This window comes from Rheinheimera marina (genome assembly GCF_042654345.1).
GTDB lineage: Bacteria > Pseudomonadota > Gammaproteobacteria > Enterobacterales > Alteromonadaceae > Pararheinheimera > Pararheinheimera marina.
Genome location: NZ_JBHSGB010000010.1, coordinates 726,862 through 745,027 on the forward strand (window position 1 = coordinate 726,862; position 18,166 = coordinate 745,027).

Below are 18,166 nucleotides of genomic sequence, written 5' to 3' on the forward strand. Positions count from 1 at the left end.
TTTATTTATTTGTATCGTCAATTTTTCAGTGATTTATGCAGTAACGAGGGATGAGAGCATGCTGGAACAGGCTTTGGCAGCATTAAAAGCCAATGATTTAGCGTCAGCAGAAGTGTTGTTGTTGAAGGCTCTGAGTTCTCAAACCGATCGTCATGGGGCTTTACGGTTATTGGTCAGGCTCTATGTCAGTCAAAACAAGCTTCAGCAAGCCATTGAGTTCACAGAACAATTGCTTGCCGATCATCCGGATAATCAAGATTACTACGTTTCTCTGGCTCAATTTTATCAGTTGGAGTTTCAGGAGCAGAAACTGCTGCAGCTGTGGCAACAATTTGTGTCCAAATGGCCGACTGAGCAAAAAGGCTGGTTCAATCTGGTATTGTCAGCCAGACGAAGCCGGAACGCAGAGGTCGCGCTGACAGCACTGGCTCGTTGGTTTGAGCTGACTGGGGATAACGGGGAGTTTCTATTTCAACAGGCATTGGTGTATTCCGAGCTGTTGCGGCAGGAGCGCAAAGCGATGGAGTTACTGCAGCAACTGCTGGTTCTGCAGCCTGGCCATCACGGCGCATTATTCAATTTAGGGCATTTGAGTGAGCAACTTGGCGAGCTGACAGAGGCGACCAGCTACTTTTATGCGGCCTGTCAGAGCCATCCTGACGATGCGACCAGTTGGGCGCGCTGGTTGGAGCTGGCCAAACTAGACAAACAGCAGCTACAGCAGCATCGGGTTCAACTAGAGGCTCTGCTATCGGCACCGTTAAATACATCACAAATTGACCTTTACTATGCATTTGGGCTTAGTTATGACCGTTTGGGGTTGTATAACGAGGCTTGGCATTGTTACCAAAAGGCCAATCAGGGGGACAGTCAGTTTTTACCGCAGTATCAGCCAGAGCGCACAAAGCAACTGATTGCAGATTGCCTGAGGAGGGATTCTGCAGTGTGGCCGAAGAGCCAGGCCTCTGCTCTGATCCCGATATTGATTTGTGGGATGTTTCGTTCCGGCTCTACCTTGGCCGAGCAGATCATTGCGGCCAGTGAACAAGTAGCCTGTGGTGGAGAATTGGAGTTTTTGCACCGGCAGTTATTTCCACTGATCCAACAACCCGAAGCCTTAGTGGCAAAAGCCTCAGAGTCAGACTTTACGGCAGGTTATCTGGAACAAATCGAACGGCTTTTGCAGGGACGTCGCTACTTTACCGATAAACGACCAGAAAACTTTCTGTACCTGGACGCTGTTTTTTATAATTTCCCGGCAGCGAAGGTGATCTGGACACGCCGTCAGTTGGCTGACAATGCACTATCCGTATATTTTCATCGGCTGGGGCCAGGCATGAATTATGCGGCTAATCTGGACGCCATTCTGCATTATGAGCAGCAACAGCGTCAGTTGATGCACCACTGGCAGCAACGTTATCCGGGACAGATTTTTGAGCTGGATTATGATGAATTGGTTTCACAACCTACTTCTGTGCTTCAAGCCTTGTTTGCATTTTTAGGGCTTCACTATAACGGCGAAGCTGAACGTTTTTATCAGCTTAAACATGCGGTAAAAACGGCGAGTGTCTCCCAGGTACGGCGGCCACTTTATCAGCATTCGTCAGGCCGCTACCGAAATTACCAGGCGGAAATTCTGCAGAGTGGTCTCTATCCGGACTACTGCCTGTTACTTAATTCACTGGCCACAGATCACAGGGAATAGTGCTGCGAGGCTCAGCACTTAACACAGGGTAGGTGCCATGCCAGAAATAGCTTGGGAATAGAATGATTTGGCCCGCTTGCGGGCAAATCTCTCTGGCGATTTCTTCCCTGTCTCCTAAATCAAGACAGGTCTCTCCCAATTTTAACCAGCCTGACTTGTTCGGATCTGCTGCATGCATGCTGGATGGAACTTCGATATAGCTGGGAGCCGACAACCAGCCTGCTGGGTGGACATGATTGCTGTGAAAACCTCCTTGACCCAGTTGTACAGACCAACTGCCGTTCAACTGGTAATGGCCGGTATTTCTGCGGCAAGTTGGATGGGTGATATCTGCAGGTAAACTTAACAGATACTGTTGAATGCAGTGCTCAACTCCTTGCCGGAATGCCTGAACCAGAGGGTTGGGGTTTAACAGAAAGTGCCCTTCACTTTGAGTTCCTGCTCGAACACTTTGATCCAGCGGTTGACGCTTTTGCCGTCGATGTAAGCTGCGTACATACTGAGTCAGTTCAAATAAGAAATCTTGTTGGCGGCTAAAGGCCGGGGGCACTGGTAATTCCATTACTCGAACTAACTTGTCGTAATTATTCAGCCACTCATGACGCTCATCGCCAGCCAGGCGCCAGACCAGACCGAGATAGGCCCATAACTCCTGATTATCAGGATGATGCGGCAAGGCTTTTTGTAATTGCTGCTCAGCGCGTTTATAGTCTGCATGCTGCAAATAATGGTTGGCCAAATCAATTTGGTAACGGGCTGAATCTGGCGTCATTTCAGCCGCTTTTATATACCAGGGGAAGGCGAGGTCATCCTGTTTCAGCTGAGATAAAGACACCGCTTTGAGATGGTAGAAGCGAGCCTCTGTCGGTGCTGTCTTTAACGCCAGTTCGGCGGCGTCCACGGCTTGTTCGCTTTGACCACTGCGCAGCAACTGGTTGATGTATGAAGCTTGCAGATCCGGGTGTGGTTGTATTCTTTGCATTACCAGTTGATAGGATGAATGCATCTGTTCAGTGTTACCTTGACTCCAATAGAGTTTATCGAGGCTTTCATGTGCAGGGACGTAGTTGGGCGCGAGTTCTAAGGTCTGTTTTAACCACTTCTCGCAAAGAGCATACTGGTTAAGTTCGTAATAAGTGCAGGCAATGCTGTAGCTGATTTCCACGTGATGAGAGTGGTGGTTGTATAACGACAGATATTGCTGCAAGGCTTGGTGAAGCTGTCCAGTTTCTTTTAGCGCATGACCCAAGCTATAGCCAAAATGTAAGTCAGTTGGATAGGTGCCTAATGCCTGTTGCAACAGAACTATAGCTTCAGGCAGTTGGTGCGTAGCGAATAAAAGTTTCGTTCTCAACCATGTAAAAGTTTTATCCTGACTACTACTCAGCAATTGACTAAGCTGAGTGGCTTGCTGATACAGCTTTAACTGGAGGAGTGCGTCTAGCAGTACTGTAGCGGCCGCTTGGTCAGGTAATCTGTTTTTCAAGTCAAACAAATCAACAATTTGCTGATATGCATGCTGTTTGCTCAATAGCTGTGCCAAGGTGCTGCGGATCTGCGTTGAATCAGGATAATGCTGCAAGCCTTGCTGCAACAGAGTGATCGCTTTAGCGGATTCACTCAACTGGAAGTAAATTTGTGCTTTTAACAACCAATGTTCAGGTCGCCGACATTGCACATCAGTTAAGTAGCGGAGTGCCTGGCCTGCATTATTTCGTTGCAACGCGACTAATGCGGCCTGATAAGGGTCTGTCTGCATTGATTACTTTCCAATTAAAAACCTTCGCCTTGGAGCCGTGGCGGTGGATTACTGTTTTTAACTCAATATATTTGCTCGTCCTGATTGCACTTTGGTAATCAGCGGCTCCAGGAAATCGCTGACTTGGAGCCAATCAGTAAGTGCAGAGGTATACAAAGGTTGTCGTACCTGCATCGTGCTGGGAGTCTGAATGGCTCGTGCTGTTTGATGAAATTGCATACAGCCAGGATGGAACTCTAGCTCCAGGTACTGCATCAGCCGCTGCAAGTGTGTTTCGGGAGCCTGCAACAATTCTTCATAGCTGATTGAATAGAGCTGAGTCCCCAGCTGCTGGCGCCAAAACTGCATCATCTGCTCATAGTTAAGGTAATACTGGCCAATGTCCTGCAGGTTATTGGCGTAAAGGTGTCCTTCAGCAAATAAATGACGAAACAAACTCCAGCCTGTCGCTATAGGGTCCCTGGTCATTTCAATGATCTTGGCATCAGGAAACAGCGTTTTAATCAAACCTATATGATTACAATTTGCGGGCAGCTTATCAATCAGATAGCGTCCTTGTTGTCGAAGTGGTGCTACATAATCCAGATAACGTTGGGCAAGACTGCATTTCTGTTGTTCGCTTAACGTTGCCAAACCATAGGGGCTGCTATCTGTTTTTCTGGACTCCAGCATTCTGGCAATACTCGTTATTTCAGGAATTTCATGGCTGGCGTCTATTTGTGGGTGAGATGCGAGCATTTGTTCGAGTAAAGTCGATCCTGTTCTTGGCAAGCCAAGTATAAAAATCAAACCGCTGGAGCCTGCAGCTTTTTGTGCAACCGGGTGTCGACTAAAATAGTCTCTCAGACTTAAAGAGTCATTTAATGTATGGTGCTGACCGGGTTTGTGCAGTAGCCCGTTCGCTTGTTGGTAATAACGACAAGCTTCCGTCCAGTTATGCTGTTGCTCTTTTACCTTGGCTAACGCGAACAACAGAAAAATTTGGTGTTGCAGAGGTAAGTCTGTTTGCTGCAACTGCTCCATTCTCGCAATTTGCTGCTCATTAAAGCTGTAGGTTTTTAGGTTGGCCAGATACCAATAGCTCTCTGTATTTTCAGGTTCAGTCTCAAGTGCGTCTGTGTAATACGCGGCCGCTCTATCTGAATCGCCAATGAAAGCTTTTAAATGTCCAAGTCTTTGAGTAACAAAAGCTTTTAACCTTTGATTCTGGCTAAGCAGAATATAGAGTTGCTCAGCTTGTTCTAATTTTGCTGTTTTTACATAGGACTGCGCTACAGCTAACGCGGTTTCTGGCGTGGCAATCAATTGTTGCAGGGGTATCTGCTGACTGACGAGAAGCGCCTTGTTAAATTGTTTGGCTGCAGCTAAATGTTGCACCGCTCGGTGGTGTAGTTGTGGGTGCGCATAGTTATGCAGATTGAGAGTTTCGAAAATTTCAGTTGCAGCGTCATAGTCGCCACAGGCGATTGCTAATTCTGCATACAGCGCTAAAGCCCTGAACTCTCCAGGAACATCACGTAGCAACTCGTTAAGCAGTGCTCCGCACTCTTTTAACTGGCGCTGTCTCAAAGCCTGGTCGGCCAAATAAAGGCGATGGTTGTAATAAGAGACTAACTGGTACTGTGTCTGAGCTTGATGATGCAATTCGGCTAAATTCGCCTGTTTCGCAATGGTGGCCAGTTTTAACCAAAGTTCATGATCCGCTGGATGTTGCGACAAATGACGCTGCAGGAGATGTGCTGCGTCGGCGTATTTACCTTTCGTCAGCAAAGGAGTTAACTCAGAAAGAATCGTGTGCATAACGTATTTTAAAGATCGAATTTTCCCCCTACTCTAGCCCAATACACTGCGGCAGAAAACCCTCCTTTTCCATCAAACCTATGCTTTTTTATGGGGAAAGAGCAGGCTGGTGGAACATCACAAAGGTGCAAAAGGATCTGCATTGCAGAACACCAGATCCTGCTTTGAATCAGGTTGATTAAAAAAGCTGATGCTTGAGTCTTAGCCACTCAGACGCTTTAGATTCCTGGTGAGCACTGCTGAAACTGCCCAGTGAATTTGGTTAACTTCAGCAGTAAACATGCTCAACTTAGTTCAGCGTAGTTGGTCTACTGGAACGCACTGTATTGATAAGCGGCTCCAAAAAATCACTGACTTGCTGCCAACCTGAGATTGCCGATCTATACAATGGTTGTCTGACTTGCATGGTACTTGGGGTAAGAACTGCCCGCTGGGATTGATAAAATTGCAGGCAATCCGGGTCAAACTCAAGCCCCATATACTCGAGCAACTGGCCTAGGGTTGACTCTGGCTTCTCTACCAACTCTTCATATTTAACAGTAAACAGCGATGAGCCCAACTGGCTGCGCCAAAACTGCATCATTTGTTCATAGTCTAGGTAATATTGACCGATTTCCTGCAGATCATTGGCATAAAGGTGTCCTTCGGAAAATAGATGGCGATACAGGCTCCAGCCTGCAGCTATAGGATCTCGAGTGGTTTCTATGATCTTGGCGTCTGGAAACAACGTTTTGATAAGACCTATATGGTTGCAATTGGCTGGCAGCTTGTCGATTAGATAGCGGCCTTGTTGTCGTAATGGCGCGACATAGTCCAGATAGCGTTTGGCAAGAGCGTTTCGCTGCTTACTGTCTAAATGAGCTAATCCGTAAGGGCTGTTGTCCTGTTTTCTTGATTCAAGGTTGCGGGCTATGGCGCTGATTTCTGATAGCTCGTAGGAAGCATCAATTTCCGGATGGGAACTAAGCATTTGTTCGAGCAACGTTGACCCGGTTCTGGGCATTCCCAGGATAAAAATCAAACCACTAGGAGCGGTCGTTTGCTTGGGTAATGGCTGGGTACTGAAGTAGTGTCTTAACGCTAGAGAGTCATGAACTTTGACGTTCCTGCCTGCTTTGTAGCGCAATTGGTTTGCCTGCGCATAATAGCTGCATGACTCAGTGAGGTGTTGTTGTTGCTCTTTCATTTTGGCTACTGCGAAGCACAAGTACATCCTCTCTTGCTCTTCTAGAGGGCTTTGCAGCAATTCAAGCATCTGCTTTGCTTCAGGTTCGCTGAACCTGTATGTTTTCAGATTTGCCAGATGCCAGTAACTTTCCGTTTTTTCTGGATAGACAGTGAGTGCCTGCTGGTACCATCGTGCAGCAGCTTTCGTATTGCCAGTGAACGCTTTGATATGTCCTAACCAGTGCATAACCAGAAGCTTTGGCTGACCTTGATCCAATAGTTGTAAAAAAATATGTTCCGCCTTCTCCAATTGCGCCAGTTTCAGATAAGAGTGTGCCATCGCCAGGGCTGTTTCTGGAGTTTCCAGGATTTGCTGTTGCTGGAGTGTGCGGCCAATTTGCAAGGCTTTATTAAATTGTTTCGCATTGGCCATATGCTGAATGGCTCTGTGCTTTGTTTTTAGATTGTTAAAGTTGTGGCGATGAAGCGTCTCGAATATTTCGGTAGCCGTCTCGTTATCGCCTCGGGCAATAGCAAGTTCTGCGTACAATGCCAGTGCCCTGAATTCTCCTGGCACGTCGGCCAGTAATGCATCCAGCACTTGCTGACATTGGTCAAACTTCTGTGTGAGCAGGGCCTGATTCGCCAGATGCAGCCGGTGATTAAAGTAGGCCACCAGTTCATATTGTTTTTGGGCATGATGTTGCAACTGCGTTAAGCCTGCTTTATTGGCGAGCTCTGCCAGTTTCAGCCAGCCTTCATGTTCAGTGGGGTTATTGCACAGGTCACTATGCAGTTGATGAGCGGCCTGCTTAAGTTGATTAGCGTTTGCTAATAAAGGTAAAGTTGATAAAAGATTATTCATTAAAAGTTAACGGATTGGGTATTTTTCGTACTTTAGCCCAATCTGTTAACATGGAGAAGATTCAGGACCGCTTTAAGAGGCTGATCTCGTCCCGTTTTTTATGCCGTTCCTCGCACTGAGTGCAGCGTTGACTGGCGGCATCCAGTTCCAGCCGCTCTTGTTCGATTTGTGCTTCGCAATCTGAGCAGACGCCGTAGAGTTTCAGTTCAATCTGACTTAGTGCGGCGATCACCGCTTCCAGCCGTTCTAATTGCTGGCGAATGCACCAGGGTTTGTTCGCTGTGAGCAAATCTGGCCAGCTGGAAACCGGATGTTGTTGTAGCCGCAGAGCCAGGGCGGCTTCGGCGGCATGGTTCTCCTGCTGCAATAGCTGCACTATGCTGTGTTGCAAACGGTTGAGTTCAAGCTGAAGTCGCGCTTGGCAATCGGCATGGAAACGATGAATCATGTGTCCTCCAGGTTTTCTGTAAGGGTACTGCCGTCACGGTTTTCCAGCCCTGATGTAAATCAAATAAATTGTGCAGGCCTGAAATATTTTCTAAGGTAGCTCTGTCTATCAGATGCAACTCAATGCAACCCAAGGAACAAAGCTATGAAATCTACCTCGTCAAAAGTCGCGATCAGCGCATTAGTGTTAAGTTCGTTGTCTGCGGTCAGCCTGGCCGCTCAGGCGAATCCTTTTGCTGCTGAGCAGCTGCAGGCTGGTTACCAGCTGGCGTCTGCCGAAGCCTCTTGTGGTGCTGACAAGTCGAAAGAAGCCAAATGCGGCGAAGACAAAGCCAAAAAAGACAAAGAAGGCAAATGCGGTGAAGGCAAGTGTGGCGAAGATAAAAAAGACGCCAAAGACAAAGCCAAAAAAGATAAAGAAGGGAAGTGCGGCGAAGGCAAATGCGGTGGTGCAGCTTAAGTCACGGCGGCTGACCTGAGTTCAGGTCAGCCGGTTTTACAGGGGAGACTATCTGGTGTTGTCAGCACAAGCGGTAGGGCTGGGGTTAAGGCGAGATTTTGCAGAACAAGTATTGCAGCAACGGCCGGCCGATATCGATTTCTTCGAGGTTGCCCCGGAAAACTGGTTGCCCTATGGTGGGGCTTATCAGAAAAAATTTCGGGCGCTGACCGAACAATTCCCCATGATTTGTCATGGCCTCTCGTTATCGCTCGGTAGTCCGGACCCGCTGGACCTGAATTTCCTGCGCCAGCTCAAACAATTTTTTACCGAACACCAAATTCGTTTGTACAGCGAACACCTGAGTTATTGTTCGCTGGATGGTCATCTGTATGACTTGTTGCCCATTCCCTTTACCGAAGAGGCGGCAACCTATGTGGCCGGCCGGATCCGTCAGGTGCAGGAAGTGCTGGAGCAGCGTATCGCCATAGAAAACGTGTCTTATTATGCCGCGCCAGGCCAGCAACTGAGCGAGCTCGAATTTACCAATGCGGTGTTGGAGCTGGCCGATTGTGATTTGCTACTGGATGTGAACAATATCTACGTCAACTCAGTCAATCATGGCTACGATGCCTTGCAGTTCCTGCAGGGATTGCCCAGTCAACGTATTCGTTATGGTCATGTTGCCGGTCATTACCAGCAACACGAGCATTTACTGATCGACACCCACGGCGCGGCGGTGGCCGATCCTGTGTGGGAATTATTGGCAGAGGCCTATCGCATTCATGGGGTGTTTCCTACTTTGCTGGAACGTGATTTTAATATCCCGTCACTGGATGAGCTGCAATTGGAGCTGCAGAAAATCCGGCAGATAGCCGCAGCGCAACAGAGGCTGGCCCATGCAGTTTAAACAGGACCAAAAGCAATTTGTTGCTTACTTACGCGACAGCTCAGCCGCTAAACCCGCCGTGCCGGATGAACGACTGGCGGTGTACCAGGACCTGCTGTTTAACAATGTCAGTGGTTTTATCGACAGCGGTTACCCTGTGCTGAAATCTTTAATTCCTGCTGAGCGCTGGTACCAGTTAAAGCGGCAGTTTTTGGCGGATTTTCGCTGCAGCAGCCCTTATTTCCTGCATATCGCCGGGCAGTTTCTGCAGTTTTTACAGCAAAGCCAAGCCGAGCCTGAACCGGTGTTTCTGCTGGAGTTGGCTCATTACGAATGGCTGGAACTGGAACTGTCGACACGGAAAACGACGACGCAACCACAGCTCTGTACCGGGATTGATGGTGCGCTGGCTCTGTCTGAGCTGGCGGAAGTACAGGCCTATCATTACCCGGTCCATAGAATTTGCGCGGAGTTTCAGCCGACAGAAATCACTGCCACCTTTTTACTGTTGTACCGCGATGTAGAGGACCAGGTGCAGTTTGTCGAACTCAATTCGTTGAGTGCTTTGTTGCTGCAGTTATTAGAGTCTCAACCGGGAGTGCAGCTGGCGGAGCTGGTTACGCAATTGGCCCAGTATTTACCTGCGCTGGAAATACATCAGATTGAAGCCGGAGCACGGCAATTATTGCTGGATTTTGCGGCAAAAGCCGTGGTTCAGACTTTTCATCCGGCCTGAAATTCATTACCATGGCGGCCTTTGGTCTTCAATGAGTCAAAACAAAATGGCAGACGAAAATTTTAAAGAGTCTTTTGGTGTTGGCCAGTTACTGGGTCTGGTTGCAGTGTTTGTCGCATTGCTGTGCCTGGCACCCATTTTAACCTGGTTAAATATTGCCAGCTAAACCGAGTCTGGTGAGAGAGAACCGCCCGATGGCGGTTTTTTTATCTGCATGATTTACGTCAACACGCCTTAAGGAGTGATGCATGTCTTCACAACCTTTGTCAGATTTGCTGGCACAAGTAATTAAAGCCGTCCCTGATTATCCGAAACCAGGCATTATGTTCCGTGATGTGACCAGTCTGATGCTGGACGCGCCGGCCTTTGCCAAAGTCATTGACGCTTTTAAAGCCCAATACCAAGGGCAGGGGATTACCAAAATTGTTGGTACTGAATCCCGTGGTTTTATTTTCGGTGCTCCACTGGCCTATGCGATGGGCCTGCCTTTTGTGCCGGTACGTAAACCGAATAAATTGCCGCGCGAGCGCATTGGCCAAGCCTATTCACTGGAGTACGGTGAAGACAAACTGGAAATTCATATCGATGCTATCCAGAGCGGCGATAAAGTCTTGTTAGTAGATGACTTATTGGCAACTGGTGGTACTATTGCTGCAACTTCAAGTCTGGTACAACGCTTAGGCGGCACCGTACAGGCGGCGGCATTTGTCGTCAATTTGCCTGATTTAGGCGGACAGGCCAAGTTAGAAGCTTTAGATATTCCGGTATACACGCTGGTGGAGTTTGCTGGCGATTAAACAAGGCAGGTGGCATGAGTTATCAGGTACTGGCGAGAAAATGGCGGCCGCAGCAATTCGCTGAGTTAGTGGGGCAGGACCATGTCAAAGCCGCACTTGGCAATGCACTTGCCAATAACCGACTGCATCATGCCTATTTGTTTACCGGCACCCGGGGTGTCGGTAAAACCACCATAGCACGCATTTTTGCCAAAAGCCTGAACTGCGAAACTGGTATCACTGCCACGCCTTGTGGCCAGTGTTCCACCTGTAAGGAAATCGAGCAGGGCTTTTATGTGGACTTGCTGGAAATTGATGCCGCGTCCCGTACTAAGGTCGAAGACACCCGGGATTTGCTGGACAATGTGCAGTACGCACCCAGCCGTGGTCGCTACAAGGTTTACCTGATTGACGAAGTGCATATGCTGTCCCGGCACAGCTTTAATGCATTGCTGAAAACTCTGGAAGAACCTCCACCGCATGTAAAGTTTTTACTGGCAACCACGGACCCACAAAAATTACCGGTCACAGTGTTATCCCGTTGTCTGCAATTTAGTCTCAAAGCATTAAGCCCCGAACAGATCAAACAACACCTGGCCTATGTGCTGACCCAAGAAGCGCTGCCTTATGACGACGAAGCGCTGGCACTGTTATCCAGAGCGGCCAAAGGTAGTTTGCGTGACTCGCTGAGCTTGACCGATCAGGCCATAGCCCAAGGCAATGCGCAGGTACGTTTGCCTGTGGTGCGCGACATGCTGGGGTATTTAGAACAAAGCTGGGCCGAATTATTGCTCAAAGCTCTGCTGGAACGGGATGCTGTGTTGTTGCAGCACACGCTGGACCAGTTAGTGCAACAACATAGCCAGTTCAGTGCCGTGTTGGACGATATGCTGGCGGTATTGCATCTTGCTGCTTTGAGCCAGTTTAACTGGCAGGCGGCCGAGCTTTCAGCACAAAACTCTGAATTTATCCGCCAATTGGCCGAGCAAGTCAGCCCGGAAGTACTGCAACTCTATTATCAGTTACTCATCTCCGGCAAAAAGGAACTGGCCTATGCGCCTGAACCTCGTATTGGCCTGGAGATGGCGCTGCTCAGAGCCTTGGCTTTTGTGCCTGCAGAAGGAAGCCAGGCTGAAGCCAAAACGGTGGTTTCTCAAGCCGACCAGCTCAGAGCCCGCTTTAATCTGCCGACGGCGACTGCTCAGACAGCTGCTGCGGCTAAAACTGAACCTGCAGCACTGGCTGAGCCGGTGGTGGAGCCATCGCCTGAAGCCGAACCGATGCAAGCACAGAATCCTGGCAACCCAGCCCCAGCTGTCGCCGAACAGCCGGCAGCTGTCTCTGCGACAGCCTCTATTTTGGCGCGTCGCGGTTTTGGCCCGCAAGCTGGTGCTGCCAGCCCTGCAGAGACACCACCGGCAAAAAAGTCTGAAGCCGCTGTTGCGGCCCCAGTGTCTCAGCGCCAGGAGCCCGCAGATGCAGAGCCTGCCGCTGTTGTCACGCCAGTCCCTGCTGTGACCAATACTGTGGTGACTGAGACTGCTGTCGCCGCTGTTCCTGTGCCAGCAGCAGTTGTTGCGGTGGACAAAGTACAAGCTGCGCCGCAATCAGAAGTTCAGGCGGCCGACGAAGGACCGCCCTGGGATCTTGGCGATGTGCAGGCGCCGGCAGCTACTGCGGTTTCGCAAGCCGCTCAAACCCCTGTTGGTGACAGCGATTTTCAAGCAGCGCACGACGATGCTGATGAAACAGACCCGCTGGAGTTTAGTGCGGCAGAGCTGGATATGGCTGCTGATTGGGCCTGGCAGCAACAGCAGGAGCAAGCCGAACCTGCAGCTCCGGCCTATCAGTTTGACGGCGTGATCACGGCGGAGAATTTTTCTGTACGCCTGGCCGCACAAGTGGACCGCTGGGCGGCGCTGGTGGATGGTCTGGCCTTAGGTGGCCTGATGCGTCTGTATTTGTTACATAGCAGCATTGAGTGGCAACAGGACACGGCGTTGTTGACGGTCTGTCAGAGTCAGTCGCATCTGGACAAACCAAGATTCCGGCAGGAGCTGGCAGAACAGCTGAGCCAGGCCTTTAATAAAGCCCTACAATTGCAAATTCAGTATCAGGATTGGGTTGATACCTGCCCGGTGGCTATCCAGCAACGCATTGAACAGGAACGCCGGGTTTATGTAAAAGAGCTGCTGCAAACGGACCCCAATGTTCTGGCGTTGCAGCAGCTGTTCCAGGCAGAGCTTTTGCCCGATACTATTGTGGTGAACTGAAGCGGGCGTTTGCCCCTTGAGTTTTGTTGGCCGACTTATTAAGGTGTCGGCCTTTGATTGGATAAAGAGAGCAGACTTATGTTTAAAGGTGGCGGTGGTTTAGGCAACATCATGAAGCAGGCGCAAGCCATGCAGGAAAAGATGCAAAAGGCACAACAGGAACTGGCCAATCTGGAAGTGACGGGTGAATCCGGGGCTGGTCTGGTCAAAATCACTATGGCCGGTAACCATAACGTGCGCCGCGTCAGCATTGATGAAAGCCTGATGCAGGATGACAAAGACATGCTGGAAGACTTAATTGCTGCTGCTATCAATGACGCTGTGCGTCGTGTCGATGAAAGCAGCAAAGCAAAAATGGCCTCAGTCACAGGCGGTATGCAATTACCTCCTGGTTTTAAAATGCCATTCTGATCCTGATGAGCAAGTTCAGTCCACTGATCCAACAACTGGTCGATTCGCTGCGTATTTTACCTGGCGTCGGGCCTAAATCTGCCCAGCGTATTGCGCTGCAGTTGTTGGAACGCAACAGAGCCGGTGCGATGCAGCTGTCCAGAGCCTTGGCTGAGGCCATGGAGCATGTGGGGCAATGCGCCAGATGCCGGACTTTTTGTGAGACTGAACTTTGCCATATCTGCGCTGATTCCAGGCGTTCAGACAGCCCCAGCCTCTGTGTGGTGGCCTCAAGCGCTGATCAGCTGGCGATAGAGCAGACCGGCCAGTATAAAGGCCGTTATTTTGTGCTGCAGGGCCAGTTATCACCGCTGGATGGCATAGGCCCGGCTCAACTCGGCCTGGACAAACTGCAGCAGCAACTTTCTGCCGGTGGGGTCAGCGAGGTGATTTTAGCCACCAACCCGACTGTCGAAGGCGATGCAACGGCTTATTACATTGCAGAGCAGTGTAAAAAATACCAGGTGCAGGTGTCCCGCATTGCCCACGGTGTTCCTGTGGGTGGAGAATTGGAGTACGTCGACGGCACTACCTTGTCACATGCGCTGAGCGGCCGTAAGTTATTGCTCTAGCTTTTTATTAGCATTGGCTGTTATTGCAGCAATCAGCTCGTTTTACTGCTCATCAATTTAATACCCCTCTTGAAAATATGGGGATTATCCCCAAATCCTGACACAACTGATTGAAATGAGGCTTGTCCTCAAAAACTCTACTTTTGTGTAAGGAGCTGCCAATGACTGAGACAGTACAAAAACAAACACATGGCTTTCAGGCTGAGGTCAAACAACTGCTGCAGTTGATGATCCATTCACTGTATTCCAATAAAGAAATTTTCCTGCGTGAACTGGTTTCGAACGCATCCGATGCGGCGGACAAGTTGCGCTTTCTGGCCCTGTCGGACAGCAGCCTGTATGGCAATGATGGCGAGCTGCGTGTTCGTATCAGCCTGGATGAACAAGCCAAAACCCTGACCATCAGTGACAACGGTATTGGTATGACCCAAGAAGAAGTCATCACCAACCTGGGTACTATTGCCAAATCGGGCACCAAAGAGTTTTTCAGCCAGTTATCCGGCGATCAGAGCAAAGACTCCAAGCTGATCGGTCAGTTTGGTGTCGGGTTCTATTCGGCCTTTATCGTCGCCGATAAAGTTACGGTCCGCACCCGCAAAGCAGGCACCCCAGCCGATGCCGCCATTGAATGGGAAAGTTCAGGTGAGGGTGAGTACAGCCTGAGCCCTATCAGCAAAGACAGCCGCGGCACCGACATTATTCTGCACCTGCGTGAAGATGAAACTGAGTTTTTAAGCCAGTGGAAAGTTGAATCCATTGTCACTAAATACTCTGACCATATCAGCATTCCGGTCGAAATGTGGCAGGAAGGCACCCCGGAGCGCGATGGCGAAGACGGCGAAAAAATTGCGGCCACAGAAGGTCACTGGAAAGCCGTCAACAAAGCCACGGCGCTTTGGATGCGTGACAAGTCTGAAATCAACGACGACGAATACAACGAATTCTACAAACACATTTCGCACGACTGGACTGAACCACTGAGCTGGAGCCATAACAAAGTGGAAGGTGGCACCAACTACACCAGTCTGCTGTATGTGCCGAAAAAAGCGCCTTTTGATCTGTGGAACCGCGAAGCCCGTCACGGCCTGAAGCTGTACGTTCAACGTGTGTTTATCATGGATGATGCTGAGCAGTTTATGCCAAGCTACCTGCGTTTTATTAAAGGCGTGCTGGATTCCAGTGACTTACCGCTGAACGTGTCGCGTGAAATTCTGCAGGACACCAAAGTCACTCAGAGTTTGCGTAAAGGCTGCACCAGCCGTGTGCTGAAGATGCTGGAGAAAATGGCGAAGGCAGAAGACCAAACCGATTATCAGACTTTCTGGGCTGAGTTTGGTCAGGTACTGAAAGAAGGTCCGGGTGAAGACTTTGCCAATAAAGAAACTGTGGCTAAATTGCTGCGTTTTGCCTCGACGCACGAAGATACCGCGGAGCAAAAGGTATCCTTAGAGTCTTACGTCAGCCGGATGAAAGAAGGCCAGGACGAGATTTTCTTCCTGGTGGCAGACAGCTACGAAGCAGCTAAACACAGCCCGCATCTGGAAGTATTCCGCAAAAAAGGCATTGAGGTGCTGTTGCTCTCTGACCGCATCGACGAGTGGCTGATGCAGCATCTGACCGAGTTTGACGGCAAAAAACTGCGTTCTGTGGCCAAAGGTGGGTTGGATTTATCCAAGCTGGATGATGAAGAAACCAAAAAAGCTCAGGAAGAAGCCGAAAAGCAGTTTGCCTCTGTCGCAGAGCGTTTTAAAGCGGCTCTGGGTGAGCAGGTGAAAGATGTCAAAGTCAGCCATCGCCTGACCGACAGCCCGGCCTGTGTGGTCACCGACGAGTTTGATATGAGTACCCAGATGATCAAACTGATGGAGTCTGTCGGTCAGAAAGTGCCTGAAGTGAAACCAATTTTTGAACTGAACCCAGAGCATCAGCTGGTGAAACACATCGCGGATGTACAGGACGAAACTCAGTTTAAACAATGGGCTGAAGTGTTATTGGACCAAGCTTTATTGGCAGAACGTGGCAGCCTGAAACAGCCGGCAACCTTTGTCAGCCGTTTAAACAGCTTGCTGCTGAGCTTGTCAGCGAAAGCCTGAATTTCAGACTGAGATCCACGAAAAAAATCCCGGCCGGCAGCGGACTGCATCCGCTCCTGCCGGGATTTTTATTATCTGGCTGCAACTGAATGACGCCTAAGCGTGCTTAGTTTCCTTTGGAGCCCGTAGTGCTGCGGATACCTTGCATCGCACTTTGTGCATCCTTGCGTTCTTCTTCAATTTGGGCGACGGTACGGCAACGTTTACTTTTGATAAAAGACCCCGTTGTCCGGGATTGCTCGCAAACGACTTTATCCGGAGACGCTGTCGTTGCAGTTTTTACCTCGTCATTTGCAGGCGTCTGGGAAACTGTTGCCATGGTTGTTGCTGGCGCCGGGACTTATTGACAAGCCAACAATGAAAGCGTTAGAGCGATACATCCTAATTGTTTAATCATTACCTACCCCATGTAAATTCAAGGTGAACAATGTAACTTTCATTGTTCAAATCATCTATTGATTATTACAAATGAGAACAATTTTTCGTCATCTGGCAGCTGTCATAACCGAAATTCGCTTTTATTTAGGCACAGATGAAAGTTCATTGGCCGTATGGCGGTCAGTAGCAATAGATTTGGGTTTCTGAATTGCTCTGCGACAGAGCAAAGGAGTTACTAAGTGTCCCTGCTATTTCTAACTTATAATCAGCGGCGACCTGAGCCCGTGCAGAGCATGAAGAGAGAGAACATCAAGTTGGTAAAAACAACGTCGTCTTCCAATGCGAAAGAGCATTTCTATCTGCAGCTGGTGCAACTGCATCAGGCAGATTTATACCGTTACGCCTGCTGGTTGTGCAGGAGCCCGGATACAGCCGCCGATGTGGTCCAGGACACCTTTTTAAGGGCATGGAAAAGCCTGGACAGTCTGCAAACACAAGGCTCGGCCAAAGCCTGGCTTTTTACTATCTTACGGCATGAAAACGCTCGTCGTTTTGAGAAGCGACAGTTTGATTATCAGGACTCCGAGCAGGACTTGTTACCTGACGAACAAGGTGGCCCTGAGCAGCAGTACGAGCAGCAACAGCTGCTGGTCCTGATGCAGAGTCTTGAAGCACAATATAGTGAACCTTTAGTCTTGCAGCTGATTGGTGGTTTCAGCGGTAATGAGATTTCTCAGTTGCTGAATTTAAACCTGAACACAGTGAATACCCGCTTATTCCGGGCGCGCAAGCAGTTAAGAGATCGGTTGGAGCAACAGCCGGGGGAGCAGCAAATTGGATGAATTAGAAGTACGTCGTCAACTGTTGGCTGACCCCTACCATTTGACTGTCGAAGTGCAGCATGCTTTGCAACAGGATGCAGAACTGCGGCAGTTCCATCAGTCGGTGCTGGAGCAGGATGACTTGCTGAAAAATGCGTTGCAGCAACCTGTGCCTGTGAAGCTGCAGCAACAGCTGCAATTGCTGCCGGTGGCGGACATCCAGTCTAAACGAAAAAATTATTCACGCTCCTGGTTGGCGTTGGCGGCCAGCCTGGCTTTTCTGGCCGGTTTTGGACTGAATTGGGCGTCGTTCTGGTACGGTCCACAGGACTTGGGTGATAACTCTTTGGCGCACGTTTACCATGAGGAGCCCTATGTTAAGCACCTGACTCAGGCGTTGTCGTTGCAGGATGTGAATATCAAGCTGGCCGATTTCAATGCGCAGATGCAGCCGAAGGGCTGGGATGTACTGTATGCCAATTACTGCCAGTTTCGCGGCATGAGGTCGTTGCATCTGGTACTGCAGACGGAGCTGGGCCCACTCACCGTTTTTGTGGTGCCGAAGGACAGCAAGATGCAATTTGAACCCGAGTTTGACGATGGCCATTATTTTGGTCGCGGTATGATGCTCGATGATGCGCTGGTGGTTCTGGTCGCCGAAGGTGAACGGCGGTTGCAACAGCAGCAACGTCAGCTGTTACAGCAGCTGGTATTCAGGGCCTGATCTGGTTTTGATTTCTTTAGAGATAGTGGCGATTGGGATCTGTTGATGGTTTTTTAAACTTTTAAGACAGCTTTCAGTCGCAACTTTGTTTTGGATCAATTAGTTGGTTATATAGGTCGCCACTTTAGTCGAATATCCACTCTCCGTATTTCTGCTTTTTTATCTGTTTTTATGCCTCTGAGCCCAGGAATGGCGCCAGATGCGCAATTGCGCAGCTTACTACTAAAGAATGCTTGACTGCGCTGAAGCAGGTAGGATGAGCCGACAAATTT

At 49.5% G+C, this 18,166-nt stretch carries 16 protein-coding genes; 11 read left to right on the forward strand and 5 right to left on the reverse strand.

All coding sequences use genetic code 11. The features are described from left to right. The first annotated feature begins 58 nt into the window (after positions 1-58). Positions 59-1,705, forward strand: coding sequence for a tetratricopeptide repeat-containing sulfotransferase family protein (locus ACFO3I_RS12930; RefSeq protein WP_377334460.1), 1,647 nt, complete (start codon positions 59-61; stop codon positions 1,703-1,705). Here ACFO3I_RS12930 and ACFO3I_RS12935 read toward each other — a convergent pair. From ACFO3I_RS12935 to ACFO3I_RS12950, 4 genes are all read right to left on the reverse strand, one after another. Further along, positions 1,674-3,464 (reverse strand): 2OG-Fe(II) oxygenase family protein, encoded by a 1,791-nt coding sequence (locus tag ACFO3I_RS12935; protein WP_377334462.1) that lies wholly within the window; start codon positions 3,462-3,464, stop codon positions 1,674-1,676. The two genes, ACFO3I_RS12930 and ACFO3I_RS12935, sit on opposite strands and share 32 nt — an antisense overlap. 57 nt (positions 3,465-3,521) lie before the next feature. After that, positions 3,522-5,264 carry a tetratricopeptide repeat-containing sulfotransferase family protein gene (locus ACFO3I_RS12940; RefSeq protein ID WP_377334464.1) on the reverse strand — a complete coding sequence of 581 codons (1,743 nt, stop codon included), beginning with the start codon at positions 5,262-5,264 and terminating at the stop codon, positions 3,522-3,524. 289 nt (positions 5,265-5,553) lie between these two features. Continuing rightward, a complete protein-coding gene (locus ACFO3I_RS12945) occupies positions 5,554-7,296 on the reverse strand; it encodes a tetratricopeptide repeat-containing sulfotransferase family protein (protein ID WP_377334466.1) in 1,743 nt (580 codons plus the stop codon). A 61-nt stretch (positions 7,297-7,357) separates the two neighbouring features. After that, positions 7,358-7,744, reverse strand: coding sequence for a hypothetical protein (locus tag ACFO3I_RS12950; RefSeq protein ID WP_377334468.1), 387 nt, complete (start codon positions 7,742-7,744; stop codon positions 7,358-7,360). Positions 7,745-7,888: 144 nt separating this feature from the next. On the opposite strand from ACFO3I_RS12950, the gene ACFO3I_RS12955 reads away from it, so the two are divergent. The 8 genes from ACFO3I_RS12955 (at position 7,889) to htpG (ending at position 15,971) form a co-directional block, all read left to right on the forward strand. Then, the gene (locus ACFO3I_RS12955) at positions 7,889-8,203 is read left to right on the forward strand and encodes an HvfA family oxazolone/thioamide-modified RiPP metallophore (protein WP_377334470.1); all 315 of its coding nucleotides are present in this window, start codon (positions 7,889-7,891) and stop codon (positions 8,201-8,203) included. 52 nt (positions 8,204-8,255) lie between these two features. Further along, positions 8,256-9,092 (forward strand): HvfB family MNIO-type RiPP peptide maturase, encoded by an 837-nt coding sequence (locus ACFO3I_RS12960; protein WP_377334642.1) that lies wholly within the window; start codon positions 8,256-8,258, stop codon positions 9,090-9,092. After that, the gene (locus ACFO3I_RS12965) at positions 9,082-9,807 is read left to right on the forward strand and encodes an HvfC family RiPP maturation protein (protein ID WP_377334472.1); all 726 of its coding nucleotides are present in this window, start codon (positions 9,082-9,084) and stop codon (positions 9,805-9,807) included. The genes ACFO3I_RS12960 and ACFO3I_RS12965 overlap by 11 nt, the downstream gene beginning before the upstream one ends. Positions 9,808-10,055: 248 nt before the next feature. After that, entirely contained in the window at positions 10,056-10,604 is a 549-nt protein-coding gene (gene apt / locus ACFO3I_RS12970; RefSeq protein WP_377334474.1) for an adenine phosphoribosyltransferase, read from the forward strand. 14 nt (positions 10,605-10,618) lie between these two features. Then, positions 10,619-12,856 (forward strand): DNA polymerase III subunit gamma/tau, encoded by a 2,238-nt coding sequence (dnaX, locus tag ACFO3I_RS12975; RefSeq protein WP_377334476.1) that lies wholly within the window; start codon positions 10,619-10,621, stop codon positions 12,854-12,856. Positions 12,857-12,934: 78 nt separating this feature from the next. After that, positions 12,935-13,267: a YbaB/EbfC family nucleoid-associated protein gene (locus ACFO3I_RS12980; RefSeq protein ID WP_377334478.1), complete on the forward strand. Its 333-nt coding sequence runs from the start codon at positions 12,935-12,937 to the stop codon at positions 13,265-13,267. 5 nt (positions 13,268-13,272) lie between these two features. Then, positions 13,273-13,878 carry a recombination mediator RecR gene (gene recR, locus ACFO3I_RS12985; RefSeq protein WP_377334480.1) on the forward strand — a complete coding sequence of 202 codons (606 nt, stop codon included), beginning with the start codon at positions 13,273-13,275 and terminating at the stop codon, positions 13,876-13,878. A gap of 161 nt (positions 13,879-14,039) precedes the next feature. Beyond that, on the forward strand, positions 14,040-15,971 hold the full coding sequence (gene htpG / locus ACFO3I_RS12990) for a molecular chaperone HtpG (protein ID WP_377334482.1): 1,932 nt from the start codon (positions 14,040-14,042) through the stop codon (positions 15,969-15,971). Between the two features lie 106 nt (positions 15,972-16,077). Here the strand turns inward: htpG and ACFO3I_RS12995 are convergent, their stop codons facing one another. Further along, positions 16,078-16,290: a hypothetical protein gene (locus tag ACFO3I_RS12995; protein ID WP_377334484.1), complete on the reverse strand. Its 213-nt coding sequence runs from the start codon at positions 16,288-16,290 to the stop codon at positions 16,078-16,080. 352 nt (positions 16,291-16,642) lie between these two features. Between ACFO3I_RS12995 and ACFO3I_RS13000 the strand changes: the two genes are divergently transcribed. Continuing rightward, the gene (locus tag ACFO3I_RS13000; protein WP_377334486.1) at positions 16,643-17,191 is read left to right on the forward strand and encodes a sigma-70 family RNA polymerase sigma factor; all 549 of its coding nucleotides are present in this window, start codon (positions 16,643-16,645) and stop codon (positions 17,189-17,191) included. Continuing rightward, on the forward strand, positions 17,184-17,894 hold the full coding sequence (locus tag ACFO3I_RS13005) for a DUF3379 family protein (protein WP_377334488.1): 711 nt from the start codon (positions 17,184-17,186) through the stop codon (positions 17,892-17,894). The genes ACFO3I_RS13000 and ACFO3I_RS13005 overlap by 8 nt, the downstream gene beginning before the upstream one ends. Positions 17,895-18,166 lie beyond the last annotated feature (272 nt).

Coding starts and splice junctions, on each gene's coding strand:
- ACFO3I_RS12930 (WP_377334460.1), top strand. CDS start 59: ATGCTGGAACAGGCTTTGGCAGCATTAAAAGCCAATGATTTAGCGTCA.
- ACFO3I_RS12935 (WP_377334462.1), bottom strand. CDS start 3,464: ATGCAGACAGACCCTTATCAGGCCGCATTAGTCGCGTTGCAACGAAAT.
- ACFO3I_RS12940 (WP_377334464.1), bottom strand. CDS start 5,264: ATGCACACGATTCTTTCTGAGTTAACTCCTTTGCTGACGAAAGGTAAA.
- ACFO3I_RS12945 (WP_377334466.1), bottom strand. CDS start 7,296: ATGAATAATCTTTTATCAACTTTACCTTTATTAGCAAACGCTAATCAA.
- ACFO3I_RS12950 (WP_377334468.1), bottom strand. CDS start 7,744: ATGATTCATCGTTTCCATGCCGATTGCCAAGCGCGACTTCAGCTTGAA.
- ACFO3I_RS12955 (WP_377334470.1), top strand. CDS start 7,889: ATGAAATCTACCTCGTCAAAAGTCGCGATCAGCGCATTAGTGTTAAGT.
- ACFO3I_RS12965 (WP_377334472.1), top strand. CDS start 9,082: ATGCAGTTTAAACAGGACCAAAAGCAATTTGTTGCTTACTTACGCGAC.
- apt (WP_377334474.1), top strand. CDS start 10,056: ATGTCTTCACAACCTTTGTCAGATTTGCTGGCACAAGTAATTAAAGCC.
- dnaX (WP_377334476.1), top strand. CDS start 10,619: ATGAGTTATCAGGTACTGGCGAGAAAATGGCGGCCGCAGCAATTCGCT.
- ACFO3I_RS12980 (WP_377334478.1), top strand. CDS start 12,935: ATGTTTAAAGGTGGCGGTGGTTTAGGCAACATCATGAAGCAGGCGCAA.
- recR (WP_377334480.1), top strand. CDS start 13,273: ATGAGCAAGTTCAGTCCACTGATCCAACAACTGGTCGATTCGCTGCGT.
- htpG (WP_377334482.1), top strand. CDS start 14,040: ATGACTGAGACAGTACAAAAACAAACACATGGCTTTCAGGCTGAGGTC.
- ACFO3I_RS12995 (WP_377334484.1), bottom strand. CDS start 16,290: ATGGCAACAGTTTCCCAGACGCCTGCAAATGACGAGGTAAAAACTGCA.
- ACFO3I_RS13000 (WP_377334486.1), top strand. CDS start 16,643: ATGAAGAGAGAGAACATCAAGTTGGTAAAAACAACGTCGTCTTCCAAT.